Below are 25,782 nucleotides of genomic sequence, written 5' to 3' on the forward strand. Positions count from 1 at the left end.
CCGCCCGTGATCGGGACGGCCCCTGCTCGGGAGCGGAGGCTCCGCAGTGGTGCGGGAGGCGGGTCAGTCGGCGGGGACCGCGACGACCACCTTGGCGGCGCGCAGCAGCGAGCCGCCGAGGTAGTAGCCCGACTCGACGACGTCCGCGACCGTGGAGGTCTCGGCGCCGGGAGTGGGCTGCTGGAAGATCGCCTCGTGGATGTTCGGGTCGAACAGGTCGCCCACGGCGCCCGTCTTCACCAGCCCGAGCTTCTCGATCCCGCCGCGCAGCTTCTGCGCGATGGCGGTGAACGGACCGCCCTCGGCGAGGTCGCCGTGCTTCTCGGCGCGGTCGATGTCGTCGAGCACGGGGAGGATGACCTTCACCGCGTCGCCGATCGCCCGCTCCTTGTCGACCTGGCGGTTCGACTCGGTGCGCTTGCGGTAGTTCGCGTACTCCGCGGTGACCCGCTGGAGGTCGGCGAGGTGCTCGGCCGCGAGCGTCTCGGCGTCGGACTGACCGGAGAGGAACGAGAGGTCGGCGTCGGAGAGCGTCGTCTCGACGTCGGGACCCTCGGCCTCGATCAGGCCCTCGGTGTCCTGGGCGGACTCGGCCGCCTCGGCTCCGCTGGTCGGCTCGTCCTCGGGCACGCCGTTGTCCGGCTCCTGGTTGTGCTTCCCCATCGCTACTTCGTGTCCTTCGGCTCGTCCTCGTCGATGACCTCGGCGTCGACGATGTCCTCGTCGTCCTTCTTCTCGTCCTCGGCCGGCGCGTCCTGCGGAGCGCTCTGCGCGGCCTGGTCCTGCGAGTAGATGGCCTGCCCGATCTTGGTCTGCGAGGCGTTGAGCGCATCGAACGCGGTCTTGACGGCCGCGTCGTCGTCGCCGGCGAGCGCGGTCTTCAGCGCGTCGACGTCGCCCTGGACCTCGGTCTTGACGTCCTCGGGCAGCTTGTCCTCGTTCTCCTTGATCAGCTTGTCGATCGAGTAGGCGAGGGTCTCGGCGTTGTTGCGGACCTCGGCGGCCTCACGGCGGGCCTTGTCCTCGGAGGCGTGCTCCTCGGCCTCGCGCACCATGCGGTCGATGTCGTCCTTGGGCAGCGACGAGCCGCCGGTGATCGTCATCGACTGCTCCTTGCCGGTGCCCTTGTCCTTGGCGGACACGTGCACGATGCCGTTGGCGTCGATGTCGAAGGTGACCTCGACCTGCGGGATGCCGCGCGGCGCCGGAGCGATGCCGGTCAGCTCGAAGGTGCCCAGGTTCTTGTTGTCGCGGGTGAACTCGCGCTCGCCCTGGAAGACCTGGATCGCGACGGACGGCTGGTTGTCGTCGGCCGTGGTGAAGGTCTCGGACCGCTTGGTCGGGATGGCCGTGTTGCGCTCGATGAGCTTGGTCATGATCCCTCCCTTGGTCTCGATGCCGAGCGAGAGCGGGGTGACGTCGATGAGCAGGACGTCCTTGCGCTCGCCCTTGAGGACGCCGGCCTGCAGCGCGGCGCCGACGGCGACGACCTCGTCCGGGTTGACGCCCTTGTTGGGCTCCTTGCCGCCGGTGAGCTTCTTGACCAACTCGGCCACGGCGGGCATGCGGGTCGAGCCGCCGACGAGCACGACGTGCGCGATGTCGTCGACCTTGACACCGGCCTCCGCGATGACGTCGGTGAACGGCTTGCGGGTGCGCTCGATCAGGTCGTTCGTGAGCTCCTCGAACTTGGCGCGGGTGAGCGTCTCGTCGAGGTTCGCGGGGCCGTTCTCGGTGAGCGAGAGGTACGGCAGCTGGATGCTGGTCGAGGTGCTCGAGGAGAGCTCCTTCTTGGCCTGCTCCGCCGCCTCCTTGAGGCGCTGGCGCGCGATCTTGTCCTTCGAGACGTCGACGCCGGTCGAGTCCTTGAAGCGCTTGACCAGGTAGTCGACGACGCGCTGGTCCCAGTCGTCGCCGCCGAGGCGGTTGTCACCCGAGGTCGCGCGGACCTGGATGGTGGAGAAGTCGTCGTCCTTGCCCACCTCGAGGAGGGAGACGTCGAAGGTTCCGCCACCGAGGTCGAAGACGAGGATGAGCTCGTCCTCCTTGCCCTTGTCGAGGCCGTAGGCGAGCGCCGCGGCGGTCGGCTCGTTGATGATGCGGAGCACGTTGAGGCCGGCGATCTCGCCGGCGTCCTTCGTGGCCTGGCGCTCGGCGTCGTTGAAGTAGGCCGGGACGGTGATGACCGCGTCGGTCACCTTCTCGCCCAGGTACTGCTCGGCGTCGCGCTTGAGCTTGCCGAGGATGCGCGCCGAGATCTCCTGCGGCGTGTACTTCTTGTCCTCGACCGCGAAGGTCCAGTCGGTGCCCATGTGGCGCTTGACGGAGGCGAGGGTGCGGTCGACGTTCGTCACGGCCTGGCGCTTCGCGGTCTCGCCGACGAGCACCTCGCCGTCCTTGGTGAACGCGACGACGGACGGGGTGGTGCGGAAGCCCTCGGCGTTGGCGATGACGGTGGGCTCGCCACCTTCGAGGACGGCCACGACCGAGTTGGTGGTTCCCAGGTCAATGCCTACGGCACGGGACATATGCGTGTTTCTCCTTCGCGGGCGGCCGTCGGGCCGCCCCTCACTGGTGGATCTTCTGCGGGAAAGTCGTTCGCGGGAGTTGAGCCCCGCACGCTCAAGTTTACGCGTGGGTCGCGGGGAGTCAAGTCGAGAGCTGAAAACCTGAGTCGCTTCGACTCAACTCTCAGGCTGCAGAAAACGTCACGCTACCCGCCGTTCTTCCGGTCCCCCTACGGTGAGTCCATGACCGCCGGAACCCTCCCCCGCCCCCGCACCGGCCGCTGGCCCGTCCTCGCCTGGGGGCTGTGGGACTGGGGCAGCGCCGCCTTCAACGCCGTCGTCACGACCTTCGTCTTCACCGTCTACCTCACCACCGACGGCCTCTTCGGCACGCCGAGCGGCGTCTCGGCCGCGCTCGGCTGGACCCTCGCCGGCGCCGGGGTCGTCGTCGCGCTGATCGCCCCGGTCACCGGCCGTCGCGCCGACCTCGGCGGGAGCCGGCGCCGCTGGCTCGGCCTGCACTCCGCGGTCGTCGTCGCCTGCATCCTGCTGATGTTCCTCGTCCGCCCCGACCCGGCCTACCTCTGGCTCGGGCTGGGTCTGCTCGCCGTCGGCACGGTCTTCTTCGAGTTCGCGAGCGTCAACTACAACGCGATGCTCAGCCAGGTCTCCACCCGGGCGAGCGTCGGTCGCGTGTCGGGCTTCGGCTGGGGCATGGGCTACGTCGGCGGCATCGCACTCCTGCTGATCCTCTACTTCGGCTTCATCTCGCCCGAGGTCGGGCTCTTCGGCGTCACCGGCGAGGACGGCCTCGACGTCCGCGTCTCGATCCTCCTCGCCGGCGTCTGGTTCGCCGTCTTCGCGCTGCCGGTGCTGTTCGCGGTCCCGGAGCTCCCGGGACGGGTCGGCGGCGGGGAGCGGGTGAGTGTGCTCGAGTCCTACCGCGCGCTCTTCCGCCAGATCGGGGCGCTCCGCCGCGAGAGCCCGACGACGCTCGCCTTCCTGCTCGCGAGCGCCGTCTTCCGCGACGGCCTGACCGGCGTCTTCACCTTCGGCGGCGTCCTCGCGCAGGGGACCTTCGGCTTCAGCGCGGGCCAGGTCATCCTCTTCGCGATCGCGGCGAACATCGTCGCCGGGGTCGCGACGATCGCCGTCGGCGCTCTCGACGACCGCCTCGGCCCCAAGTCCGTCATCGTCGCCTCGCTGATCGGGCTGATCGTCTGCGGCGGCGCCGTCTTCCTCCTGCACGACGCCGGCGCGACCGCGTTCTGGGTCTTCGGCCTGCTGCTGTGCCTGTTCGTCGGTCCCGCGCAGTCGGCGAGCCGCAGCTACCTCTCCCGGCTGATCCCGGAGGGGCGCGAGGGCGAGATCTTCGGCCTCTACGCCACGACCGGTCGTGCGGCGTCGTTCCTCGCGCCGGCCGCCTTCGCCGCGGCCGTCTCGATCGCCGCGGGCTTCTCCGGCGACGCCGACGTGCAGTACTGGGGCATCCTCGGGCTGGTCGTCGTGCTGGCCGCGGGGCTCGCGCTGCTGCTGCCGGTCAAGACGCCGGCCGCCGCCGCCCGGACGAGCGACTGAACAGCTCGCGGACTCCGATCAGGCGGCGAGCTCCGATCAGGACGCGAGCCAGAACAGGATCAGCAGCAGCGTCACCAGGAAACCGGTGAGGAAGTTGAGCGCGAGGAAGCGCTTCCAGCCCGCGTTCGCCCGCTCGGCCTGTTCGTCGGTCAGCGAGCGGTACGGCCAGACGCTCAGCGCGTAGGGGATCGCCAGCAGCGCGGCGAGCGTCCCCGGCCAGGGCAGCAGCAGCAGGAGCAGTCCGCTGGCGACGTAGGCGCCGATCGCGAAGCGCACCGTCGCCTTCGCGCCGATCACCGTGGCGATCGAGCCGATGCCGCCGGCCCGGTCGGCGAGGATGTCCTGCACCGCACCGAAGGCGTGGCTGGCGATCCCCCAGAGGAAGAACGCGACCAGCAGGGCCCACAGACCCGGCGTCGCCGTCGTGCCCGCGAGCGCGAGGCCGTAGACCGCGGGGCTGACGAAGTGCGTCGCCGAGGTGAGCGAGTCGACGAACGGCCGCTCCTTGAAGCGCAGCCCGGGAGCGCTGTAGGCGATGACGGCGAAGACGCTGATCGCCAGCACCAGCCAGGAGAGCGGCGAGCCGAGCAGCACGAGCGCGATCAGGAACGGGACGTTGGTCGCCACCGCCGCGATGAGCGTCGCGCGATGCTCGCTGCGATCCAGGACCGCGCCCTCGACGCCGCCCTTCCGGGGGTTCCGCAGATCGGACTCGTAGTCGAAGACGTCGTTGATCCCGTACATCGCCAGGTTGTAGGGGATCAGGAAGTAGAGGGTGCCGAGCACGAAGGCGAGGTCGATCTCGCGGGTGGTCAGCAGGTAGGCCGCGGCGAACGGGTACGCGGTGTTGACCCAGCTCAGCGGGCGGCTCGAGACGAACAGCGCGCGCAGCCGCTTCACGGGGCGCTCCGGCGGCGGGCGGGCAGGAGGGTCCAGAGCGCCGGCAGGGCGAGCGCGGCGGCGATCGCGTAGGCGAAGTCCTCGATCGGCGCGACGCCGATCCGGATGCCGGAGATCAGGTCGTCGTCGTAGGCGACGAGGAGCCCGACGCCGATCATGATGTTGTCGAAGACGGCGGTCATCACGAGCAGCACCGCGAGGGTGCCGAGCAACGCGGGCAGCCGGAGCCGGCCGCGGCGGAGCGCGACCACGAGCAGCACCGCGACCACCGCGAGGAACACCGCGTTCAGGAGCAGGTAGGTCACGCGCGCGCCTCCGCCCGCTTCGCGAGGAACCCGTGCACGTCCATCGACAGGTAGCAGAGCAGCGTGAGGAAGAGGACCTCCTCGATCGGCAGCTCCGGCGCGATCTGCAGCCCGGTCATGTACGGCGTCTCGCCGCGGAAGAAGACCCCGAGACCGATCCCGGCGAGGTCCCAGAGCAGGAAGAACACGACGCCGGCCGGGAGCACGATCGCGGCACGGCGGGCGTCCGCCCAGAAGAACAGGCCGAAGCGCCGGTCGAGCACGACCATCCCGGTGATCGAGACGACGAGCGCGAGCAGGTAGAGGACCCCCACGCGCTACTCCCCCGCGACCGCGACGACCGGCTCGGGCACGGGCTCGGGCTCGGCCACGGGCTCGGGCTCGGGAGCCACGCTCGGAGCGACCGGCGCCGAGGGCACCTCGCGCACCGGCAGCGGCTCGGTCGACACGTCGCCGCGCACGCGCTTGAGCATCACCTCGGCGCTGATCACGCACATCGGCAGGCCGATGCCCGGGATGGTCGAGCTGCCCGCGAAGAGCAGCCCGTCCACGTGCGCGCTGGCGTTGCCGGAGCGGAAGAACGCGCTCTGCGAGAGGATGTGCGCCGGTCCGAGCATCGAGCCGCGCCAGGCGCCGAGGTCGCTCTCGAAGTCGGCCGGGCCGATGGTGCGGCGCACCACGATCCGCTCGGCGAGATCCTCGGCACCGGTCCAGGTCGCGATCTGGCGGATCGCGGCGTCCGCGATCGCCTCGACCTGCGCGTCGCCGGCGCCGTCGACGCCGCCGTGGCCGATCGAGGTGTCGGCCGGGATCGGCACGAGCACGAAGAGGTTCTCGTGGCCCTCGGGAGCGACGCCGGGGTCGGTCGCGCTCGGGCGGCAGACGTAGATCGACGCGGGGTCGGGGACGGAGGGGGTCTCGCCGAAGATCCGGCCGAAGTTCTCGCGCCAGTCGCTCGTGAACAGCAGCGTGTGGTGCTCGAGCTGCGGCAGCGCGCCGCGGACGCCGAGCAGCACCAGCACGGCGCTCGGGCCGGGCTCGCGGTTCTCCCAGTACTCGGGCGGGTAGCTGCGCAGCTCGTCGGGCAGCAGCGACTGCTCGGTGGTGAAGAGGTCCGAGGCGTTGACGACGAGCTCGGCCGGGAGCCGCCTCGTCCGCTCCGGCCCCTCGTACTCGACGCCGACGACCTCGGCGCCGCGCCGGCTGCCGCGCGGGGCGCGGGTCGTGAGGATGCGCGTCGCGGGCGAGGACGTGCGGATCGTGACGCCCGCCTCCTCCGCCACCTCGGCGACCGCCGCGATCAGGCGGGTGAAGCCGCCCATCGGGTAGAGCACGCCGTCGGCCAGGTCGAGGTGGCTCATCAGGTGGTACATGCTCGGCGCCGCGAACGGCGAGGAGCCGAGGAAGACGGCCGGGTAGCCGAGGATCTGCCGGAGCCGGTTGTCGGTGACCGCGGTCGCCGCGAAGGTGTCGAGCGGGGTGAGCAGGAGGCGGCCGAGCCGGCCGGTTCGGCTGAGCACGTCGCGGCGCAGCAGCGGGAGGAAGGACGCGAAGCTCGTGTAGAGGAAGCGGCGCTTGGCGACCTCGTAGGTGTCGCGGGCGGACTCGAGGTAGACCCGCATCCGCGCGCCGGCGCCGGGCTCGATGCTCTCGAACAGGGCGAGGTTCGACTCGAGGTCGGCGAGCACGTCGATCGGCTCCTCGACGCCCTGGCTGTAGACGCGGTAGCCCGGGTCGAGGCGCTGGAGGTCCAGGCGCTCGGCGGCGGTCGTGCCCATCAGGCGGAAGAAGTGGTCGAACACCTCCGGCATCAGGTACCAGGAGGGGCCGGTGTCGAAGCGGAAGCCGTCGCGCTCCCAGGAGCCGGCGCGGCCGCCGACGACCTCGCGCTGCTCGAGCAGCGTGACGTCCCAGCCGTCGCGGGCGAGCAGGCCGGCGGAGGCGAGTCCGCCGATGCCGCCGCCGATCACGACGGCGCGGTGCGGGCCGCTCGCGGAGCGGGAGGCGCGGGCGGGGCCGGTGCCCAGGCGCGGGCCGAGGGTCGAGACGGCGGCGCGGGCGGCGAGCGCCGCCTTCGTCGCGGTCGGCACGCTGACTCGAGCTCGAAGGAGCTCCTCCGCGGGGGTCGCGCGGATCCGATCGGCGAGGGCGGCGAAGAGGGAGTGCGCGAGCAGCACGGCGCGGCGGCTCGAGCGCGGCAGCTCCGGCAGGATCGCGCCGGCGGCGGCGAGGTCGTCGTCGAGGTCGGCCAGCAGGGCCGCCTTGTCGGTCTCCGAGAACGCCCGCGGGTCGACGCCGGGGAAGTAGCTGCGGCCGAGGCCGTCGACGTCGGCGGCCAGATCGCGGAGGAAGTTGACCTTCTGGAACGCGGAGCCCAGGCGACGGGCGCCGGCGACGAGGCGCTCGCGCGCGGCGGGCGAGACGAGGCCCGCGTCGGGTGCGGCGAGGAAGACGTGCAGGCACATCAGCCCGACGACCTCGGCCGAGCCGTAGACGTAGCTCTCGAACGACTCGGGCGTGTGCACGGTCTCGCGGAGATCGGCGCGCATCGAGGCGAAGAACGGCGCGGTGAGCTCGGTGCCGAAGCCGGTGGCCCGCGCGGTGCGGGCGAAGGCGTGGATCACGAGGTTCGCGCTGTAGCCGCTGGCGAGCGCGCGCTCGGTCTCGGCCTCGAAGGCGTCGAGCGACTCCTCGACGGCGGCGCGGTCGAGGTGCGCCTCCTCGGCGACCCCGTCCACGATCTCGTCGGCGACGCGCACCAGCGCGTAGACGTCCTCGACCCGCTCGCGGACACCGGCGCCGAGCAGGCGGGTCGCCAGGCCGAAGGAGGTGGAGTAGCGCCGGATCACCTGCGCGGACGCCTCGTGGGCGACGCGGTCGTACAGTTCGCTCTGCCGGCTCATCGTGCCACCGTACGGCGCGCGCGGGCGTCGAGAAGCATCGGGGCCGAGATCCGCGCGTGGCGAGCGGTCCTCCGCTGCGCAGCCGCCGGTCCGGCGGTCATCGGGTGCGCCCGAGGACGCTGGAGACGAGGGGGCGCATCTCGGTGCGGAACGCCTCCGTCACCGCGGGGGTGTGCAGCGCGTCCCAGGCCCGGTTCGCGAAGTCGCTCGCGAGCGCCTCCGCGTAGCCGCGCGAGCCGCACTCCTCGAGGATGCAGCGCACCCGCTCCGCCGTGTCCGGGTCGAGGTGCTCGTCGCCGATCAGCCCCTCGATCTCCGGCCAGCGGTCGGTGCCGGCCGCGTGCGCGATGAGCACCGTGCGCTTGCCCTCGCGGAGATCGCCGAGCGTGGTCTTGCCGGTCTGCCCCTCGGAGCCGAAGACGCCGAGCAGGTCGTCGACGATCTGGTAGGCGATGCCGATGCCGCGGCCGAACTCGCCGAGCGCCTCGACCGCCGCGTCGTCGGCGCCGGCCAGGATCGCGCCGGCCTGCAGCGGCGCCTCGAACGAGTAGACCGCGGTCTTCATCCGCTCCATCTCGAGCACCTCGTCGACGGAGGGCATGCCAGGCATCAGCGAGAAGTCGACGTCGGCCAGCTCGCCCGCGGCGGAGGCGAAGACGGCCTCGTCGAGCAGGGTGAGCAGCCGGGCGCGGACGCCGTCGGAGGCGCCGACGCCCTCGACCAGGCGGTGCGCGCCGGTGAGCGCGAGGTCGCCCGCGATGACGGCGACGGAGGTGCCGCGGTGCTCGGCGATCGGGATCGAGAGGCCGGCGGTCGTCGCCTCGTCGCGGTAGCTGCCGGAGACGTTGGGGCCGCCGCGGCGGACGAAGTCGCGGTCGATCACGTCGTCGTGCACGATCAGCGCGGTGTGCAGCAGCTCGAAGGCCGCGCCCAGGTGGGCGGACGCCTCGGGGTCGAGTCCGCCGTGCGCCTCGTAGGCCGAGATCACCATCAGCGGGCGGAAGCGCTTGCCGCCGCGGGTGTTCGCCTCGATGGTCTGCCAGAGGGTCAGGTAGCGGGGTCCGAGCCGGGTCGCGCGCGAGCGCGCCAGCGAGAAGAACCGGTCGAGGACAGCATCGACGTGCTCCTGCCGCCTTCGGGAGAGAACCACGGGGTCGCGCGTATCCACGGGGTCGAGGCTAACAAACTCGCTTCTCTAGCAATAAGCCGGCTGAGTTCCGTCGTCGTGCTTGACTTACGGTCATGACTTCGGAAGGAATCGCCGTGCGCACCGACGAGCTCGAGCAGCTGGATCTCCTCGAGGAGGTGGTCCTCCTCGACGAGTCCGGGACCGCCGTCGGTGTGGCCGACAAGGCGACCGTGCACGACACGCAGACCCGCCTGCACCTCGCGTTCTCCTGCCACGTCTTCGCCCCCGACGGCGCGCTGCTGGTCACCCGGCGCGCGCTCGGCAAGCGCACCTGGCCCGGCGTGTGGACCAACTCGTTCTGCGGGCACCCCGCTCCCGGCGAGCGGATCGAGGACGCGGTGGTGCGCCGTGCCGAGCGCGAGCTCGGTGCCCGGCTCGAGACGCTCGAGGTCGCGCTGCCGGACTTCCGCTACCGCGCGGTCGACGCCTCCGGGATCGTCGAGAACGAGATCTGCCCCGTCTACACGGCGACCGTGTCGAGCCGCGACGCGCTGAGTCCGCGCGCCGACGAGGTCATGGACGTCGAGTGGGTCGACCCCGAGGCGACCCTCGCCGCCGTCCGCGCGACCCCCTGGGCCTTCTCCCCCTGGCTCGTGCTGCAGCTCCCCCGCCTGCTCGGCTGACCGCTCCCTCCCGCGAGATGCCACTTGTGCACGCGACACGCCGTGGAGAGCGTGCACAAGTGGCATCTCGCGGAGGGGGTCAGTCGCCGTAGACGTCGGTGCGGTGGAAGTTGAGGGACGAGCGGGAGGCGGTGGGGCCGCGCTGGCCCTGGTAGCGCGAGAGGTAGGCGGCCGAGCCGTAGGGCTGCTCGGCGGGCGAGCTCAGGCGGAAGAAGCACATCTGGCCGATCTTCATCCCGGGCCAGAGCATGATCGGCAGCGTCGCGACGTTGCTCAGCTCGAGCGTCACGTGACCGGTGAAGCCCGGATCGATGAACCCCGCGGTCGAGTGGGTGAGCAGCCCCAGCCGCCCGAGCGAGCTCTTGCCCTCGAGCCGCGCGGCGATGTCGTCGGGGAGCGAGACCTCCTCGTAGGTCGAGCCGAGCACGAACTCGCCGGGGTGCAGGATGAACGCCTCGCCCGCCGGGGTCTCGACCAGGCGCGTCAGCTCGGGCTGGTCCTCCGCCGGGTCGATGTAGGGGTAGCGGTGGTTGTCGAACAGCCGGAAGAAGCGGTCGAGCCGCACGTCGACCGACGACGGCTGGATCATCGCGGGGTCGTGGGGCGAGAGCCCGACGCGGCCGGAGGAGAGTTCGAGCTTGATGTCGCGATCGGAGAGCAGCACGAGGCGAGCTTAGGGCGCGGGGCTTGCTACCATGGGGCGGTGCGCCCGAGCGGCGCCGCGCGAGTGTAGTTCAATGGTAGAACTTCTGCTTCCCAAGCAGATGGCGCGGGTTCGATTCCCGTCACTCGCTCCGACTCCCCCGGCTGCCGGCGCTCACGGCGGTTCAGCCGGCGCTCTCAGCTGTAGCGGCGCGTGCCGCAGCGGCACGTGCGGCAGCCGCGTCGAACACCGCGAGGATCTCCGCGGCGATGATCGCGTGGCCGCGCTCGTTCGGATGGTTGACGTACGACATCACGTCCGCCAGAGGCTCGCCGCGCTCCTGCACGGCGCAGAAGACCCGGAACGGGTCCGCCAGCAGCACGCCCTCGCGGCCGGCGAGCTCGCGGATCTGCTCCGCCTGCCGGACGAGGTCGTCGGCGGGGTCGGCGAGATCCGCGGTCAGATCCGGCGACGGCGTGATCAGCACGGGGACGACGCCCGCCTCGAGCACGGAGTCGATCATCGATGTCCAGGCGCGGCGGGAGCGCTCCGGTCCGATCGCCCTGTCGTTCAGCGCGTAGTCGATCAGGACGACGTCCGGGCGATGGCCGAGGACCTCGCTCATCCTCCGCGCTCCCGACTCCGAGTGCTCGCCGCCGACGGCGGTGACGATCGCGTTGAGGACGGCGTGCGGATGGCGCTCCGCGAGCCGGCCGGCGACGACGTGCGGGTAGGAGGCGCGGCGATCGATCACCGGCGTCGCGAAGTAGCCGGAGGGGACGCTGTGCCCATGGAAGACGAGGTTCACCGCCCGGTTGTCGGGCCAGGTCACCTCCAGCAGGGCGATCACCCGCGCGAGGTCGGGCACTGCGGGAACGGGCGCTGCGCTATCGGGCACGAGCGTCGGCCTCTCGCTTCGCGGGCGGCGCCGTGCTCGCCCTCACGATCAGGGTCGTCGGCACCAGCTCGACGACAGGCTCGTCGGTGACCCCGTGCGCGAGCTGCTCGAGCAGACGCGCCACGCACCTCTCGCCGATCGCCCGGTAGTCCTGGCGGATCGTCGTCAGCGGGGGCGAGAAGTCCTGCGCCTCCGGGATGTCGTTGAACCCCACCACGCTGACGTCCTCCGGGATCCGAAGTCCGTGCTCCGCGAACGCCCGGTAGACGCCGAGCGCGGCCTCGTCGCTGGAGACCAGCACGGCGGTGCACTCGCTGTCCTCGGCCAGGGCTGCGCCCTGCAGGTGCCCGCCGTCGGAGCGCCAGTTGCTGTACCGCACGGGCGGCACGGGTGCTCCCGCCGCGAGGAGGGTCTCTCGCCACGCCGCCTCGCGGCGCTCGGCCGCGTACGAGCCCCGGGGGCCGGCGATGTGGTGCACGGTCCGGTGCCCGAGCTGCAGCAGGTGCTCGACGGCGGCGCGGACACCGCCCGCCTGATCGGCGTCCACCACCGGTCCGCGGGCGCCGGCGGCCGCGTTCACGAGCACCCGCGGGATCTCCGGGAGGGTCAGCTCCTCCGTGTCCCGCAGGTGGGTCTCGACGATGACGATGAGTCCGTCGACGGCCAGCTCACCGAAGCGCGTGAACGCGCCGTTGAGCCCGGTCTGACTGGGCGCCGAGACCGGGACGAGGGTGATCGCGTACCCGGCGGCGGCGGCGGCGCGGGCGATCGAATCGATCGTCCTCGTCATCCCCAGGCTGTCCAGGCTGAAGACGGCGACGCCGATGGTGCGGAACGAGCCGCTCTTCAGGGCGCGCGCCGCGCTGTTGGGCCGGTATCCGAGGGCGCGCATCGCGTCCAGCACGGCGGCCCTCGTCGTGGGGACGACGTTCGACTGGCCGTTGGCGACGCGGGACGCCGTGACGGGCGCCACACCGGCGAGGCGCGCCACGTCCGCGAGCGACGGGCGCCGAGAGGCTTCGGTCATGTCCTCAGTCTGGCTCCTCCGCTCGCGGACGTGGTTCATCACGTCGTCGACAAGATCGTCGCCGGAAAATGAGCCTTGCGCATTTTCATGTGACATGCGATGATGGTAACGCAACCATGCACGAACGACGAAACTCGGATCGTGCACATAGAAGGGACGAAGATGTCTTCTCACACGTCGAACCGCGCGCGTCGCGTCGCGGCCGCAGTCGTGGCAGCGGCGGTCGCCCTCGCCCTCGGCGGGTGCGCCGGCGGGGCCGCGCCGGAGGATCAGAGCCTCCTCGTCTGGACCTGGGACGGCAACGTCCCGCAGATCGCAGAGGCCTACCAGGAGGAGCACCCGGGGGTCGAGATCGAGGTCGTCAACGTGGGCACCGGCATCGACCAGTACACCGCCCTCCAGAACGCGATCGCCGCGAAGTCGGGCGCCCCGGACATCGCCTTCCTCGACGCGACCGCCCTTCCGCAGTTCGGCATCGCGGGCGCGCTGGCCGATCTCGGTCCCCTGGGCGCGGACGAGCTGGCCGACGACTTCGCTCCCGGACCCTGGGCGGCATCGCAGCTGAACGGCAGGACACTCGGGCTGCCCTGGGCGTCGGGCCCGATGGTGATGTTCTACAACCAGGCCGTCTTCGATCGGCTCGGCGTCCAGGTGCCGACCACCTGGTCGGAGTACGTGACCGCGGCCGAGCAGCTGCACGCCGCGGACCCCGAGGTCTACATCCTGAACGACTCCGGCAACGCGGGTCTCACGACCAGCCTGATCTGGCAGGCGGGCGGCACTCCGTTCGAGGTGGACGACGCCGAGGTGGCGATCGATCTCGCCGACGCCGGCACCACGAGGTACTCCGAGAACTGGCAGAAGCTCATCGACGCGGACCTGCTCGCGCCCGTCGCCGACTGGAGCGACGACTGGGTGAAGATGCTCGGCGCCGGCCGGATCGCGACCCTCCCCGCCGGAAGCTGGATGGGATCGGCGCTGATGGGGAGCGTGCCCGATGCGGCCGGTCAGTGGCGGGTGGCTCAGCTCCCGCAGTGGGAGGCGGGCGAGCAGGTCGCGGCCGAGCACGGCGGCGGCGGGTTCTCGGTGCTCGAGAGCAGCTCGCAGAAGGAGCTCGCCTACGACTTCCTGGAGTACACGACCAAGGGCGCCGGCGTCGACATCATCAAGGAGAACGGGCTGTGGCCGGCCTACCGGCCCGCCACGGAGTCCACGGCGTTCCTCGATGAGCCGAACGACTACTTCGGCGGCCAGAAGGTCAATCAGCAGTACGCGACCGCGTCGGCGAGCGTCCCCGGCGACTTCGAGTTCCTGCCCTACCAGGTGTACGCCAACGGGGTCTTCAACGACTCCGTCGGGAAGGCCTACACCAAGGACATCAGCCTGGAGGAGGGCCTGCTCGAGTGGCAGGCGTCGCTGGACGAGTACGGAGCCCAGCAGGGCTTCACCGTCGAGAAATGAGGCCGGCGGTCCCGGGCCCCGGGCCCGGGACCGCCCCGAGACAAGGATCGCCATGACCTCGACCACTCCGATGCGCCGTCGGCGCCCGCTCCGCCCGCAGTGGCCCGCCTGGGTCCTGCTGACACCGTTCCTCGCCGCCTTCGTGCTCGTGTTCGCGGCCCCGATCGTCTACGCGGTCGTCACCAGCCTGTTCCGCACGCAGCTGCTCACCGGCACGGTCTTCGTCGGACTCGACAACTACGTCCGCGCAGTGGGGGACCCGAAGCTCTGGCAGGGGCTGACGACGGTGCTGCTCCTGCTCGGAGTGCAGGTCCCGATCATGCTCGGCGTCGCCCTCGGGCTCGCGCTGGCGATCGACAGCGGCCGACTCCACGGGATGCGGTTCCTCCGCATCTCCGTCTTCCTCCCCTACGCGGTCCCGGCCGTCGTCTCGACCCTGATCTGGGGCTTCATGTACAGCTCGCGATACGGACTGATCGGCTCCCTCAACGACGCGCTCGGCCTCGATCTGCCGGATCCGCTGCGCGCGGACCTCATCCTGGCGTCCATCGGGAACATCGTCACGTGGGAGTTCATCGGCTACAACATGCTGATCTTCTACTCGGCGCTGCGGATCATCCCGCGATCGCTGTACGAGGCCGCGGCGATCGACGGTGCCGGAGAGCTGCGGCTCATCCGCTCGGTCAAGCTGCCGGGCATCCGCGGCGCGCTGCTCGTGACCGTCGTCTTCTCGATCATCGGCAGCTTCCAGCTCTTCAGCGAGCCGAGCATCCTGCAGGGGCTCGCGCCGAATGCCATCTCGTCGTTCTTCACTCCCAACCTCTACGCGTTCACCCTCTCGTTCTCCGGCCAGCAGATCAGCTACGCCTCCGCGGTGTCGATCCTGCTCGGGCTCGTGACGGCGGCGATCGCGTTCGCGGTGCAGGCCCGCACCCTCCGGAGGACGGACGCATGACCGGGCGCCTGTACACCCTCGACAGCCCGCGGCGGAGCATCCCGCTGAGCCTGGTCTGCGGCCTGGTCGTCCTCTACACCCTCCTGCCGTTCCTGTGGCTGGTGATCAACGCGACGAAGACCGAGGAGGGGCTGGCCTCGTCCTTCGGACTCTGGTTCGCGGGGGACTTCACCCTCGTCCAGAACATCGTCGAGACCCTGACCTACCAGGACGGCGTCTTCGTGCGCTGGCTGGCCAACACCCTCGTCTACGTCGTCGTCGGCGCCGGCGGAGCGACTTTGTTCGCCGCGCTCGGCGGCTACGCCCTCGCCACCTACGAGTTCCGGGGCAAGCAGTTCGTCCTCGGAGCCGTGCTCGTCTCGGTCGCCGTGCCCGGCGCCGCCCTCGCGGTGCCCACCTTCCTGCTGTTCAGCCAGCTCGGCCTAACGAACACGATGTCGGCGGTCATCGTGCCCTCCCTCGTCTCGCCGTTCGGCCTCTACCTGATGTGGAACTTCGCCCGCGACGCCGTCCCGCTCGACCTCCTCGACGCCGCGCGCATCGACGGCGCGGGCGAGTTCCGGGTCTTCTGGACGGTCGCCGCTCCGCTGCTGGCACCGGGAACGGTGACGGTGCTCCTGTTCAGCGTCGTCGCCGTCTGGAACAACTACTTCCTGCCGCTGATCATGCTCCGGAACCCGGACCTCTACCCCCTCACTCTCGGCCTGAACGCCTGGAACAACCAGGCCTCGACTGCGGGCGGCGACCCCGTCTACAACCTGGTGATCACCGGCTCGCTGCTGACGATCGTCCCGCTGATCGCGGTGTTCCTGCTGCTGCAGCGCTACTGGCAGTCGGGGCTGGCCGAGGGCGGCGTGAAGGGCTGATGCAGGATCCGGCGCAGGGGCCGGCGAACGGCGCCGACGAGCACGATCGACGACGAAGTCCGATCAGAGGAGAGACGACCATGACCACCCGTACCACCGAGCTCCCGGCGAGACTCGCCGTCTGCCTCTGGGACTTCACCTGGTTCACGCAGACGCGACCCGGAGAGCCGTTCCACGATCTGGACGCCGCCCTGCAGCAGACCGTCGAGCGCGGCTACAACACCGTCCGCATCTGCGCGGCGCCCCTGCTGCTCTTCGGAGACCACGAGCTGGACACGTCCGCCCTCCGCTTCGCCCGGATCGCCGACGGAGTCGGCCAGGGCACGCGCTGGTACAACGTCGAGGGCGGGGACACGCTCGACCTGAGGGCGCGCCTTCTGGAGCTCTTCCGGCTGGCGAGGAAGCACGGGGTGGTCGTCATCGTCTCGTCGTGGGAGTACCAGCAGAGTCCCGCCTTCCTGGCCGACTCCTGTTGGCACGACATGCTGAGCGCGATCGCGCCGGAGGATCGGTGCCTGGCGCTCGCGCGCTCCCTCTCGCGGATGCTCGATCAGCTGACCGCTCTCGACCTGGTCGACACCGTCGCGTACGTGGAGCTGCACAACGAGGTCGATCTCTCCCGCCTGCGCGAGGCCGCCGACCCCGGCGACGACGTCTTCCGGGCGCTGCGCCCGCTCCTCACGGAGGCCTTGGCGGTGCTCCAGGAGGACCATCCCGAGATCCTCTCGACCGTGTGCTACGGCGTACCGCCCCACCTCGACCTCGAGGCCGTCCCGGAGAACGCGCAGGTCGCGCACGCCCACTTCTACGTCTACGGAGTGCTCGGCGCCCTCGAGCAATGGGCCGGGGTGCGGGCCGACGCGCCGCACTTCCCGTCGCCCGAACTGGTGTCGCTCCTCCGCGACGACGCTCCGGCGTTCGAGGACTGGAGCGCGTCGATCCCTCCCTGGCGACTCGCCGCCACCGGGATCTCGCCCAGCATGTTCTACGCCTACGACTGGGTGGACCCGCGGAAGTGGGACGCCTGGCTGGAGCGCGAGTACGTCGATCATCGGGAGTCGATGCGGGCGGCGATCGACGAGCGGCTGGAGGCGTTCGCGGAGCTCGGCCGGGTCCGGGGCATCCCCGCCGTCATCGGCGAGGGCTGGATCGGCTACACCCCGCTGCACGCCGACTTCGAGGACGGACCGCTCGGCCAACAGCTGGCCGAGCACGCCGTGCGGCGCTGCGCCGAGCTCGGCTACTGGGGCACCCTCCCCGGCTCCAACAGCGCCCCGCACCACCCGGGCTGGGACAACGTCGTCTTCCAGCGGACGGTGAACGGCCTCTTCCGGGATTCCGCCGCGTCGATGTCGACGCGGGCCTGACCGCCCGGCGCTCCGCAGGCCGGGCAGCGCGCACCGGGCCGCCGACGGCAGCGACACCGACGGCAGGGACACCGACGGCAGCGACACCGGAGCCGCAGCACGAAGGCGCGGACATCGAAGACCACCCCTCAACAAAGGAGTTGACATGAGAACGAACCAGACTCGTCGAGCACCTCGACGAGCACGCCTCGCCGTCGCGGGGGCACTCGCCGTCGCGACAGCGGCGGCGGGCCTCGCCACCGGACCGGTCGCCGTCGCGGCCGCCCCGGTCACGATCGGGATCCATCCCGGCACGTCCTACCAGACCATCCAGGGATGGGGCACCTCCCTGGCCTGGTGGGCCGAGGGATCGGGCAGATGGGCCTCCGTGCCCGCCAGGGAGGCGCTCGCCACCGCGCTCTTCGATCCCGTGGACGGGCTCGGCTTCACGGTCGCCCGCTACGTGTACGGGGCCGACGGCCCCGCCAACACCTGCGCGGCCACCCAGTGGCCCGAGTCGGACTTCCACTCCTTCCAGCCGACCCAGGGGACCTACGACTGGGCGGACACCTCCGGCCAGACCTGGATGCTGCGCGCCGCTCAGAAGCGGGGGGCGAACGTCTTCCAGGCCACGAACTACTCAGCACCCGTCTGGATGACGAAGACCGCGTGCTCCATGGGCGACTTCTCCGCACCCGGCACCGACAACCTCGACCCCGCGTTCTACGACGACTACGCAGCGCACCTCGCCACCGTCACGAAGCACCTGCAGACCACGACGGGCGTGCCGATCTCCTCGATCGAGCCCTTCAACGAGCCGAAGGACACCACCTGGCCGGCGCTGCTCCAGGACTACCCGACACCGGGAGTGACGACGCCGATCGGCACCCAGGGGATGAACGCGTCGCAGGCGACTCAGAACGCCGTGTACCAGGAGCTGATCGCGGCGCTGAGCAGCCGCGGGATGACCCCGTCGACGGGGATCGCCGCGTCCGACGAGGTCAGCGTCGCCAGCACGGTGGCCGGCGTCAACTCCTACTCCCCCGCGGTGCGCGACGGCCTGACCCAGATCGACACCCACGACTACGGCGGAGGCGACGGGAACGCGGTGCGGCTCGTCGCCGAGCGCGAGAACACGAGCCTCTGGATGTCCGAGTGGGGCAGCAACGGCGATCGGGACGACACGAGCCCGACGTCGATGGGCGCGGCGCTCGAGCTGTCCTCGCGGATCATCAAGAACCAGGACGAGATGCATCCCGAGGCGTGGGTGATCTGGCAGGCCGTCGACGGCCCGACCAACGGCGGGAAGCTCAACGACCTGTGGGGACTGGTCTACGCGGACTACGCGGCGAGCGGCTCCGGCGAGCTGACGTTCCCGAAGCGCTACTACGCCATGGGGCAGTACTCGAAGTTCCTCCGCCCCGGCTCGGTGATGATCGCCGACACCGACCCCTCGACGATGACCGCGTACGACTTCGGCTCCGGGAAGCTGGTCGCCGTCGCGACGAACAGCTCGGGTGCGGCCCGCGACATCGCCCTCGACCTCCGCGCCTTCGGCGGGACGGCCTCGGCGACCGCGTTCCGCACCTCGGCGACGGAGAGCATCGCGCCGGTCAGCGCGGGCACGATCGCGGGCTCGACACTCACGTCCTCCCTGCCCGCGAACTCGATCACGACGTTCGTGATCGACGGATTGAGCTACTCCGGCGCGAACGCCCGCATCCAGGTCGACGACGCCACCATCGGAACGGGCGCGAACCAGTGGTCCTACAGCGCCGGCTGGGGCCACTGCGCCGCCGCGGCGTGCGGGGACCCGCAGAACCTGCATGCGGGAACGACCAGCTACACCGGGCAGAAGGACGCGACCGCGACGCTGTCGTTCACGGGGACGAAGGTCGCGCTGCGCGGCGTGACCGGCCCGACCGCCGGGATCGCCCGCGTGTCGATCGACGGCGGACCGCCGACGGACCTCGACCTCTACGCCGCGCAGCGGCACGGTGACCAGCTGATCTGGCAGAGCCCCGACCTCGCGTCGGGACCGCACACGCTGGAGTTCCGCCACACGGGGCGCTTCAACCCGCAGGCGAGTCAGAGCGTCTCCGCGCTGGACCGGGCGGAGGTGACCACGACGGCGGCCCCCGCGGCGGGGAGCCTGGTGTCGCAGGCCGACCCCGGCACCGTCCGCAACGACCTGACCGGAGAGGTCGGCCTGTCGTTCACCACGGGAGCCTCGCCGGTCACGGTGACCGCGCTCGGGCGCCAGCTCGTCACCGGCTCGACGACGGGCGTGCACCAGCTGAGCCTCTACGACTCCACCACCGGGACGGCGGTGGCGACCGCCGCGCTCGACACCGCGGTGAGCGAGACCGACGGTCTGGGCTTCCAGTACCGGCCGCTCGCCGCACCGGTGACGCTCGCGGCCGGTCGCACCTACCACCTTGCCAGCGCGGAGGCGGCGGGCGGGGACCAGTGGCGCGAGTTCGACAGCACGGTCGCGCTGCGCCCCGGCTTCACCGCGAACGGCCCGGCTTACCGGCTCCCGGGAGGAACCTGGACAGTGTTCGGTGCCACGCCGACCAAGGGCTACGGGCTCGTCAACCTTCTGACGAGCCCCTAGGCGCTCGGCGCCCGGGGGCTCGTCGACAGTCCGACGAGCCCCCGGGCGCTCAGCCCGACACGCCGACCGGATCGGCGCCGATCCGCCGATCCGGCCCCTCGACGGTGCAGGCTGGACGGGTGAGCGAGCTCGTCCAGATCCCGTCTCCGGGCATCGCCCTCGAGTACGGGCACCCCGGCCGCCCCGTCGTGGTGATCCTGCACGACGTGTTCGGCCGGCTGCCCTGGCTGGAGCCGTTCGCCGAGGCCGTCTCGAAGCACGGCTACCACGTGCTCGTCCCCGACCTCTACGACGGCTGGGCCACGCTCGCCGCCGAGGACGCGCGGGACCTCGCCGCGATGGCGGCGCAGGACCGCGCCCTCGCCTCCGTCGCCGACGCGGTGCGCACCGGGGCGGCAGCCGGCGCGGCCCGCTCCGCCCTCATCGGCTTCGGCTTCGGCGGGCGGCTGGCGCTGCTCGTCGCCGCCACCGGTCTCGTGGACGCCGTGGTCGCCTACTACGCGACCCTCGGCCGGGAGGAGCACGCGCTGGTGCCCTGCCCGACGCTGCTGCACTACGCGCAGAGCGACGACTGGCCGGAGGGCGACGACCCGGAGTCGTTCGTCGGTCGGCTGAAGGAGGCGGGCACGCCCGTCACCGCGCACACCTACCCGGACACCGGGCGGCACTTCGCGAACGCCACCCTGCGCGAGTCGGTCAGCCCGTCCGCCGCGGCGCTCGCCTACGCGCGGACGCTGTCGTTCCTCAACCCGCAGCTGATCGACTGCTGACGCACCGCACGGCGAGCCGGCTCCGGGCGCTCAGCCCTGGACGTCGTGCAGGTGGTGCTGGACGTCGTGCAGGTAGTACTTCGCGATCGTCTCGACCGTGAAGGACGCGCCGTCGCTCCGGCGACCAGGGCGCTGCCACTGCCTGCCGTCGACGCCCTCGAAGACGTGGCCGATGCGGTCCGCCTCCTCGACGAGCTCGCGGCCGACCGCCGCGGGGTCCTGCTGGTCGTAGCGCTCCTCGACCGCCGCCACGTCCTGATCCCAGTTGGGGAAGAGCGGGTCGTCGCCCTCGAGCATCAGCCCGAGGCGCAGCCGGTAGATGCGGTGCACGTCGCGCACATGCGCGGCGTACTCCAGCGGCGACCAGGTCTCGTCGTCGGGGCGGCCCGCGGCGTCCTCGCGCTCGAGGACGTACGGCCAGGCGGCGGCGTTCTGGCGGATTAGTGCGGGGACGGCGTCCGGCTCGACGAGCGAGGCGTCGAAGCCGCACTCGAGGCAGGGGCGCTCGAGCACCCAGGTCCAGTCCTTGGTGTCGGGAGTGATCGGCATGGGTCCAGGGTAGGACCGCTCAGCAGGGGCGCGCGCCCTGGACGGCGCCGCGCTCGCCGTCGGCCGTCCACGGCAGCTGGGGCAGCCCGGTGTCGCCGGCCGCCGCGCCCTGCTCGACCGCGATCGCCGCGAGGGCGCGCGCGGCGGAGGCGGCGAAGCCGTCGCCCGCGGTCGAGCTGTTGAAGGCGACCGCGACCGTCAGCCCCGACTCCGGGTCGGAGTAGGCGGCGGTGAGGAAGCCCGGCGCGATGCCGGAGAAGCCTCGGAGCGGGCCGGCCTGGTGGCCGCCGAGACCGGCGAGCAGCCACTCCGCCCGCCCCTGACCCTGCGGGACGGGATCGGCCCACATCGCCTCCCCCGCGGGCTCGGCCGCCAGTCCCTGCGCGAGGCGGCGCAGATCGTCGAGATCGGTGACGGCGCCGCCGGCCGCTCCGAGCGAGGAGGGCGAGGCCTGGGACAGGTCGCGGGGGACCCCGCACTGGACGGCACCGGAGCGCGGATCGAGAGCGGCGGAGAAGCCGATCATCGCCGGACCGGGCACCTCGAGCTCGGAGTCGCCGGGGAGGCGGGTGCCGCTCAGGCCGTAGCGGGGCACGACGTACTCGTCGTACAGCGACTGCATGCTGCGCCCCGTGGCCTGCGTCGCCACCACGCCGGCGAGCAGCGGTCCGGTCGAGGAGTCGGCCCAGGCGGCGCCCGGCTCGGCGATCGGCGCGCTGACCTGCGCGGCCGAGATCAGCTCGAGCGTGGGCCACTCGCGGGCGGGGTTCTGCACCACGGTCGGCCAGAGGATGGAGCGGAAGTCGGCGAGGCCGGAGGTGTGCGAGCAGAGCTGGCGGAGGGTCATCCCCTCGATGCCGGGGAGCGACGTGAGGGACTCGCCCACGTCGGCGTCGAGATCGAGCGTCCCCTTCTCCGCGAGCGCGACGACGACGTCGCAGGTCATCGCCGCGGTCCCGCCGGTACCGAGGCGCACGTGCGTCTCGGTGGTCACCGGGGTGGCCTCGGAGTCACCGATCGAGCCGACCGCGGTCTCCCAGCCGCCGGCCCAGGGCGACCAGACGCCCGCGATCGCGCCGGTGGCCCCCGCGGCGCCCTGCGCCTCCACGAGGAAGCCGGAGAGCGCGGTCCCCAGCTCGTCGGGCACGGGCCCGGGCGGCGCGTCCGGGACGACCGAGTCGGCACCGCCGGTGCAGCCGGTGAGGGCGAGGACCAGAGCGGTCACGACGAGAGCCCCGACCCGGGTCGGCCTGCGGCCACCGATCATGCCGTTCGACTCCCCCCGAAGACGCGTGCTGGAACCCCTCCACTGTACGGGCGCGGTCTCGCGCAGCACGGGGCGGGGGCCGTGCGCGGGGGCTTTCGTGTCCCGACCGTGACCCGGAACCACGCGGATCCGGATCCGGCCACCCCTTTTCCAAACCGTCTGAGCGGCTGCTACGAAGAAGGGACAAGCGACGCGGAGGCGTTGCCCGGAAGGAGAAGAGGAATCATGCGCACATCACCGAACCGGCTGCTCGCCACGCTCTTCGGCGCGGTCTACGTGGTCGTCGGACTGCTCGGCTTCGTCGTCACCGGCGGCGTCCAGTTCCTCGCGACGGAGGGCGGACTGCTCCTCGGCATCTTCGAGGTCAATCCGCTGCACAACATCGCGCACCTGCTCATCGGCGGCGCGCTGCTGATCGCCGGTCTCTCCACCACCTCGGCGGCCAAGACGGTCAACACGACGGTCGGCGCGGTCTACCTGCTGCTCGGCGTCGTCGGCTTCTTCCTGGTCAACACCGCACTCAACGTGCTCGCGCTGAACACCGCCGACCACTTCCTGCACCTCGCCAGCGCGCTCGTCCTCCTCGGAGTCGGGCTCACCGCCGACAAGGGCGCCCGGGCGCGCACCGCCGTCGCCTGACCCGGAGCGGATCCGTCCGCTCCCCCCAGACTCCGTCCGCCGCGGGCCCGCCGTTTTCCGCGGCGGACGGACCGAACGGCCCCGGACGACACGATGCGGTGTGTCGATCCGGGGCCTCTTCCTCTTGCACCTCCACCACGATCGGAGACCGCGATGAGCACCGTCGCCCGCGGCAACGCCGCCTTCGCCGGGATCGGCGCCGGCCTCGTGCACCTCTCCCTCGCCGCCGGGCAGCTCGACGCGGGGACCCTCCCGCTCGCCGCCCTCGGTGTCGTCGAGCTGGTCTGGGGTGTCGTCGTCCTCGCCCGCGGCCGGATCGTCCTCCCGCGGACCGCGCTCGCCGTCACCGGGGTCACCGTCGCCGGCTTCGTCCTCGCGATCGCCGCAGGTCTGCTCCGCGATCCTCTGCCGGCCCTCGCGGCGGGCGCCCTGCAGCTCGTCGCCGCGGCCGTCGTCGCGGCGACCCTCCGCTCGCAGCGCACCGCGGAGCGGCCCGTCTCGGCCCCGCGCGCGGTCCTCGGTCTCTTCGCGGGCGCGCTCCTCGTCTCCACCCTCGCGACGCCCGCGCTGTCCGCCTCCTCCGAGGGCTCGCACGACATGGGCGGGATGATGACGACGGTCACCGACAGCGGGCACTCGCACTGAGCCCTGCCCTGGCGACCGCGGTGCCTTCGAGCTAAGGTAAGGGCAACCTAAGACGCCGAAGGAGGCCGCCGTGCCGAACGTCTCGAACGTCACCTCGTTCTCGCAGGCCCTTCGCACGCGCCTCGGTCGGTCCGCCGCGGACGACGAGGTCTCGGCCTTCATGACCGCGCTGATGACCGGGTCCGGCAGCCGCGACGACTACGTCGCGATGATCGCGCAGCACTACTTCGTCTACGAGGCGCTCGAAGCCGTGGCGGAGGCGATGGCGGGCGACCCGGTCGCCGCGCCGTTCATCTCGCCGAAGCTCACCCGGCTGCCCGCCATCGGCGAGGACCTGCGCTTCCTGGTCGGCGAGGACTGGCGCTCGCGGATCAGCCCGCTCCCCTCCACGGCGGCCTACGTCGAGCGGATCCGCACCGTCGCGAGCGGCTGGAGCGGCGGCTTCGTCGCCCACCACTACACCCGCTACCTCGGCGACCTCTCCGGGTGCTCGATCGTGCGGAGCCTGCTGCAGCGGCGCTTCGGCTTCGAGACCAACGGCGTGGGCTTCTACCTCTACGGCGAGATCGCGACGCCGTCCGCCTTCCGCGCGGTCTACCGCGAGCAGCTCGACGCCGCCGGCTGGGACGAGGACGAGCGCGAGCGCGTCATCGCCGAGGTGGCGGAGGCGTACCGGCTGACCACCGCGGTGTTCCGCGACTTGGCCGGCTCGCGCGCCGCGGCCTGACGGGCCGCTCGGCCGCTCAGGGGCTCAGGCGCTCAGGCGCTCAGGAGGACGCGGACTCCGGCTCGGCGACGGCCGCGGGCTCGGCCCGGCGCTCGGACATGAAGCGCAGCACGTCCTTGTCGACGATGATGTCGCTCGGCCGGAGCGGCCGGGTGAGGTAGAGCCCCTCGAGGCTCGTGATGCGGCTGAGCGCGACGTAGGTCTGACCGGGGGCGAACGCTCGCGAGCCGAGGTCGACCACGGCGGAGTCGTAAGTCTTGCCCTGCGACTTGTGGATCGTGACGGCCCAGGCCAGGCGCAGCGGGAACTGGGCGAACTCGGCGACGATCTCGCGGGTCAGCTTCTTGGTCGCGGCGGAGTAGGAGTAGCGGTAGCGCTCCCAGGTCGCGGGCTCGACCTCGTGCACCTCGCCGTCCACCTCGACCCAGACCGTGCCGGCCACCTTGGTCACGCGGCCGATCGTGCCGTTCACCCAGCGCTGCTCGGCGTCGTTGCGCAGGAACATCACGTGCGCGCCGATCTTCAGCTCGAGGTTCTGATCGGCCGGGTACGCGCGGCCGCCGAAGTCGCCGCTGATCTCGGCCGAGGCGGTCTTGACCGGGCCCTTGAGCCGCGCGAGGGCGGTCTGGTTGATCCGGTTGACGGTGTCGTTGCGGGTCGCGAGGGTGATCGCGTCGTTCTCGGGCGGCGTGCGCGCACCGGCGGCGTTGAGGACGTCCGCGATCTCCTTGGTGACCATGCCGAAGCGCACCGCGTTGAGCATCCACTTGAAGCGCTCGTCGCTCTGGCGGTGGATCCTCCCGAGCTCGATGATCCGCAGCGGCGCCTCCTGCCAGACCAGCGCGTCGAAGAACCAGAGCGAGCGGTAGCGGTCGGCGAAGTAGGCGCGCTCCTCCGGGTCGCCCGGGACGGGCGCGAGCTGGAACGGGTCGCCGAAGAGGACGACCTGGACGCCGCCGAACGGCTCGGACCGGCGCTGCCGCGCCTGGCGGAGGCTGCGGTCGATGCCGTCGAGGAGATCGGCGTTGACCATCGAGATCTCGTCGATGACGAGGGTGTCGATGGTGTTCAGGAGCTTCCGCAGCTCGGGCGGCTGATCGAGGTCCGAATCGGCGATGACGCCGATGGGGAGCCGGAAGAGCGAGTGGATCGTCTGCCCGCCGACGTTGAGGGCGGCGACCCCGGTCGGCGCGCAGATGACGATCTGCTTGTCGGTGTTCCAGCTCAGGTGGTTGAGCAGGGTCGACTTGCCGGTGCCGGCGCGGCCCGTGACGAACAGGTGCTCGCGGGTGTTCTCGATGAGGTCGAACACCCGCTGCTGCTCGTCGGAGAGGGTCGGCTGGGTCACCGCTCCACTGTACCCAGCC

24 protein-coding genes and 1 tRNA gene are annotated in these 25,782 nt (G+C 71.5%); 12 read left to right on the forward strand and 13 right to left on the reverse strand.

Annotated elements, in window-relative coordinates; translation table 11 throughout:
- Positions 1–63: 63 nt before the first annotated feature.
- On the reverse strand, positions 64–663 hold the full coding sequence (grpE, locus tag EDF35_RS03280; protein ID WP_123444862.1) for a nucleotide exchange factor GrpE: 600 nt from the start codon (positions 661–663) through the stop codon (positions 64–66).
- A 2-nt stretch (positions 664–665) separates the two neighbouring features.
- Positions 666–2,528, reverse strand: coding sequence for a molecular chaperone DnaK (gene dnaK, locus EDF35_RS03285; protein WP_123444861.1), 1,863 nt, complete (start codon positions 2,526–2,528; stop codon positions 666–668).
- A gap of 222 nt (positions 2,529–2,750) precedes the next feature.
- Here dnaK and EDF35_RS03290 point away from each other — a divergent pair, with 222 nt between their 5' ends.
- A complete protein-coding gene (locus EDF35_RS03290) occupies positions 2,751–4,085 on the forward strand; it encodes an MFS transporter (RefSeq protein ID WP_123701773.1) in 1,335 nt (444 codons plus the stop codon).
- Positions 4,086–4,121: 36 nt separating this feature from the next.
- Here EDF35_RS03290 and EDF35_RS03295 read toward each other — a convergent pair whose 3' ends face one another.
- From EDF35_RS03295 to EDF35_RS03315, 5 genes are all read right to left on the reverse strand, one after another.
- Positions 4,122–4,985: a prenyltransferase gene (locus tag EDF35_RS03295; protein ID WP_123701771.1), complete on the reverse strand. Its 864-nt coding sequence runs from the start codon at positions 4,983–4,985 to the stop codon at positions 4,122–4,124.
- Complete coding sequence (locus EDF35_RS03300; RefSeq protein ID WP_123701769.1) at positions 4,982–5,290, reverse strand: lycopene cyclase domain-containing protein; 309 nt, start codon at positions 5,288–5,290, stop codon at positions 4,982–4,984. Before EDF35_RS03300 ends, EDF35_RS03295 begins: the two co-directional genes overlap by 4 nt.
- Positions 5,287–5,604 (reverse strand): lycopene cyclase domain-containing protein, encoded by a 318-nt coding sequence (locus EDF35_RS03305; RefSeq protein WP_123701767.1) that lies wholly within the window; start codon positions 5,602–5,604, stop codon positions 5,287–5,289. The genes EDF35_RS03300 and EDF35_RS03305 overlap by 4 nt, the downstream gene beginning before the upstream one ends.
- A gap of 3 nt (positions 5,605–5,607) precedes the next feature.
- On the reverse strand, positions 5,608–8,193 hold the full coding sequence (gene crtI / locus EDF35_RS03310; protein ID WP_133960716.1) for a phytoene desaturase family protein: 2,586 nt from the start codon (positions 8,191–8,193) through the stop codon (positions 5,608–5,610).
- A gap of 97 nt (positions 8,194–8,290) precedes the next feature.
- A complete protein-coding gene (locus EDF35_RS03315) occupies positions 8,291–9,361 on the reverse strand; it encodes a polyprenyl synthetase family protein (RefSeq protein WP_243839828.1) in 1,071 nt (356 codons plus the stop codon).
- Positions 9,362–9,435: 74 nt separating this feature from the next.
- Between EDF35_RS03315 and idi the strand changes: the two genes are divergently transcribed.
- The gene (idi, locus tag EDF35_RS03320; protein WP_123733369.1) at positions 9,436–10,005 is read left to right on the forward strand and encodes an isopentenyl-diphosphate Delta-isomerase; all 570 of its coding nucleotides are present in this window, start codon (positions 9,436–9,438) and stop codon (positions 10,003–10,005) included.
- A gap of 79 nt (positions 10,006–10,084) precedes the next feature.
- On the opposite strand, the gene dcd is transcribed toward idi, so the two are convergent.
- On the reverse strand, positions 10,085–10,669 hold the full coding sequence (gene dcd / locus EDF35_RS03325; protein ID WP_123701759.1) for a dCTP deaminase: 585 nt from the start codon (positions 10,667–10,669) through the stop codon (positions 10,085–10,087).
- A gap of 59 nt (positions 10,670–10,728) precedes the next feature.
- Between dcd and EDF35_RS03330 the strand changes: the two genes are divergently transcribed.
- Positions 10,729–10,799, forward strand: a tRNA-Gly gene (locus EDF35_RS03330).
- Between the two features lie 33 nt (positions 10,800–10,832).
- On the opposite strand, the gene EDF35_RS03335 is transcribed toward EDF35_RS03330, so the two are convergent.
- Both EDF35_RS03335 and EDF35_RS03340 read right to left on the reverse strand, forming a co-directional pair.
- A complete protein-coding gene (locus EDF35_RS03335; RefSeq protein ID WP_133960717.1) occupies positions 10,833–11,546 on the reverse strand; it encodes an SGNH/GDSL hydrolase family protein in 714 nt (237 codons plus the stop codon).
- Positions 11,536–12,573, reverse strand: coding sequence for a LacI family DNA-binding transcriptional regulator (locus EDF35_RS03340; RefSeq protein ID WP_133960718.1), 1,038 nt, complete (start codon positions 12,571–12,573; stop codon positions 11,536–11,538). The genes EDF35_RS03335 and EDF35_RS03340 overlap by 11 nt, the downstream gene beginning before the upstream one ends.
- 162 nt (positions 12,574–12,735) lie before the next feature.
- Between EDF35_RS03340 and EDF35_RS03345 the strand changes: the two genes are divergently transcribed.
- From EDF35_RS03345 to EDF35_RS03370, 6 genes are all read left to right on the forward strand, one after another.
- Positions 12,736–14,034: a sugar ABC transporter substrate-binding protein gene (locus EDF35_RS03345; protein WP_123701754.1), complete on the forward strand. Its 1,299-nt coding sequence runs from the start codon at positions 12,736–12,738 to the stop codon at positions 14,032–14,034.
- Between the two features lie 52 nt (positions 14,035–14,086).
- Entirely contained in the window at positions 14,087–14,989 is a 903-nt protein-coding gene (locus EDF35_RS03350; protein ID WP_133960719.1) for a sugar ABC transporter permease, read from the forward strand.
- A complete protein-coding gene (locus EDF35_RS03355) occupies positions 14,986–15,855 on the forward strand; it encodes a carbohydrate ABC transporter permease (RefSeq protein ID WP_123701749.1) in 870 nt (289 codons plus the stop codon). Before EDF35_RS03350 ends, EDF35_RS03355 begins: the two co-directional genes overlap by 4 nt.
- An 80-nt stretch (positions 15,856–15,935) precedes the next feature.
- Positions 15,936–17,222 (forward strand): cellulase-like family protein, encoded by a 1,287-nt coding sequence (locus EDF35_RS03360; protein ID WP_123701747.1) that lies wholly within the window; start codon positions 15,936–15,938, stop codon positions 17,220–17,222.
- Between the two features lie 145 nt (positions 17,223–17,367).
- Positions 17,368–19,818: a glycoside hydrolase gene (locus EDF35_RS03365; RefSeq protein WP_133960720.1), complete on the forward strand. Its 2,451-nt coding sequence runs from the start codon at positions 17,368–17,370 to the stop codon at positions 19,816–19,818.
- A gap of 119 nt (positions 19,819–19,937) precedes the next feature.
- The gene (locus EDF35_RS03370; protein ID WP_133960721.1) at positions 19,938–20,588 is read left to right on the forward strand and encodes a dienelactone hydrolase family protein; all 651 of its coding nucleotides are present in this window, start codon (positions 19,938–19,940) and stop codon (positions 20,586–20,588) included.
- Positions 20,589–20,618: 30 nt separating this feature from the next.
- Here EDF35_RS03370 and EDF35_RS03375 read toward each other — a convergent pair whose 3' ends face one another.
- Together EDF35_RS03375 and EDF35_RS03380 are read right to left on the reverse strand one after the other, a co-directional pair.
- The gene (locus tag EDF35_RS03375) at positions 20,619–21,137 is read right to left on the reverse strand and encodes a DinB family protein (RefSeq protein WP_123701740.1); all 519 of its coding nucleotides are present in this window, start codon (positions 21,135–21,137) and stop codon (positions 20,619–20,621) included.
- 19 nt (positions 21,138–21,156) lie between these two features.
- Positions 21,157–22,362 (reverse strand): serine hydrolase domain-containing protein, encoded by a 1,206-nt coding sequence (locus EDF35_RS03380; RefSeq protein ID WP_166673990.1) that lies wholly within the window; start codon positions 22,360–22,362, stop codon positions 21,157–21,159.
- Between the two features lie 267 nt (positions 22,363–22,629).
- Here EDF35_RS03380 and EDF35_RS03385 point away from each other — a divergent pair, with 267 nt between their 5' ends.
- The 3 genes from EDF35_RS03385 (at position 22,630) to EDF35_RS03395 (ending at position 24,415) form a co-directional block, all read left to right on the forward strand.
- On the forward strand, positions 22,630–23,043 hold the full coding sequence (locus EDF35_RS03385) for a DUF4383 domain-containing protein (protein ID WP_123701737.1): 414 nt from the start codon (positions 22,630–22,632) through the stop codon (positions 23,041–23,043).
- Between the two features lie 153 nt (positions 23,044–23,196).
- A complete protein-coding gene (locus EDF35_RS03390; RefSeq protein ID WP_133960723.1) occupies positions 23,197–23,688 on the forward strand; it encodes a hypothetical protein in 492 nt (163 codons plus the stop codon).
- A gap of 70 nt (positions 23,689–23,758) precedes the next feature.
- The gene (locus tag EDF35_RS03395; RefSeq protein WP_123733363.1) at positions 23,759–24,415 is read left to right on the forward strand and encodes a biliverdin-producing heme oxygenase; all 657 of its coding nucleotides are present in this window, start codon (positions 23,759–23,761) and stop codon (positions 24,413–24,415) included.
- Between the two features lie 40 nt (positions 24,416–24,455).
- On the opposite strand, the gene EDF35_RS03400 is transcribed toward EDF35_RS03395, so the two are convergent.
- The gene (locus tag EDF35_RS03400) at positions 24,456–25,763 is read right to left on the reverse strand and encodes a DEAD/DEAH box helicase (protein ID WP_123444845.1); all 1,308 of its coding nucleotides are present in this window, start codon (positions 25,761–25,763) and stop codon (positions 24,456–24,458) included.
- Between the last annotated feature and the right edge of the window lie 19 nt (positions 25,764–25,782).

The sequence above is a fragment of the Rathayibacter sp. PhB151 genome (assembly GCF_004366415.1).
In the GTDB taxonomy this organism is placed as follows: Bacteria; Actinomycetota; Actinomycetes; order Actinomycetales; family Microbacteriaceae; genus Rathayibacter; species Rathayibacter festucae.

Bases quoted from the DNA above. Each gene is read 5' to 3' on its own strand.
- grpE (WP_123444862.1), bottom strand. From the start codon at position 663: ATGGGGAAGCACAACCAGGAGCCGGACAACGGCGTGCCCGAGGACGAG.
- dnaK (WP_123444861.1), bottom strand. From the start codon at position 2,528: ATGTCCCGTGCCGTAGGCATTGACCTGGGAACCACCAACTCGGTCGTG.
- EDF35_RS03290 (WP_123701773.1), top strand. From the start codon at position 2,751: ATGACCGCCGGAACCCTCCCCCGCCCCCGCACCGGCCGCTGGCCCGTC.
- crtI (WP_133960716.1), bottom strand. From the start codon at position 8,193: ATGAGCCGGCAGAGCGAACTGTACGACCGCGTCGCCCACGAGGCGTCC.
- idi (WP_123733369.1), top strand. From the start codon at position 9,436: ATGACTTCGGAAGGAATCGCCGTGCGCACCGACGAGCTCGAGCAGCTG.
- EDF35_RS03340 (WP_133960718.1), bottom strand. From the start codon at position 12,573: ATGACCGAAGCCTCTCGGCGCCCGTCGCTCGCGGACGTGGCGCGCCTC.
- EDF35_RS03345 (WP_123701754.1), top strand. From the start codon at position 12,736: ATGTCTTCTCACACGTCGAACCGCGCGCGTCGCGTCGCGGCCGCAGTC.
- EDF35_RS03350 (WP_133960719.1), top strand. From the start codon at position 14,087: ATGACCTCGACCACTCCGATGCGCCGTCGGCGCCCGCTCCGCCCGCAG.
- EDF35_RS03355 (WP_123701749.1), top strand. From the start codon at position 14,986: ATGACCGGGCGCCTGTACACCCTCGACAGCCCGCGGCGGAGCATCCCG.
- EDF35_RS03360 (WP_123701747.1), top strand. From the start codon at position 15,936: ATGACCACCCGTACCACCGAGCTCCCGGCGAGACTCGCCGTCTGCCTC.
- EDF35_RS03365 (WP_133960720.1), top strand. From the start codon at position 17,368: ATGAGAACGAACCAGACTCGTCGAGCACCTCGACGAGCACGCCTCGCC.
- EDF35_RS03375 (WP_123701740.1), bottom strand. From the start codon at position 21,137: ATGCCGATCACTCCCGACACCAAGGACTGGACCTGGGTGCTCGAGCGC.
- EDF35_RS03385 (WP_123701737.1), top strand. From the start codon at position 22,630: ATGCGCACATCACCGAACCGGCTGCTCGCCACGCTCTTCGGCGCGGTC.
- EDF35_RS03390 (WP_133960723.1), top strand. From the start codon at position 23,197: ATGAGCACCGTCGCCCGCGGCAACGCCGCCTTCGCCGGGATCGGCGCC.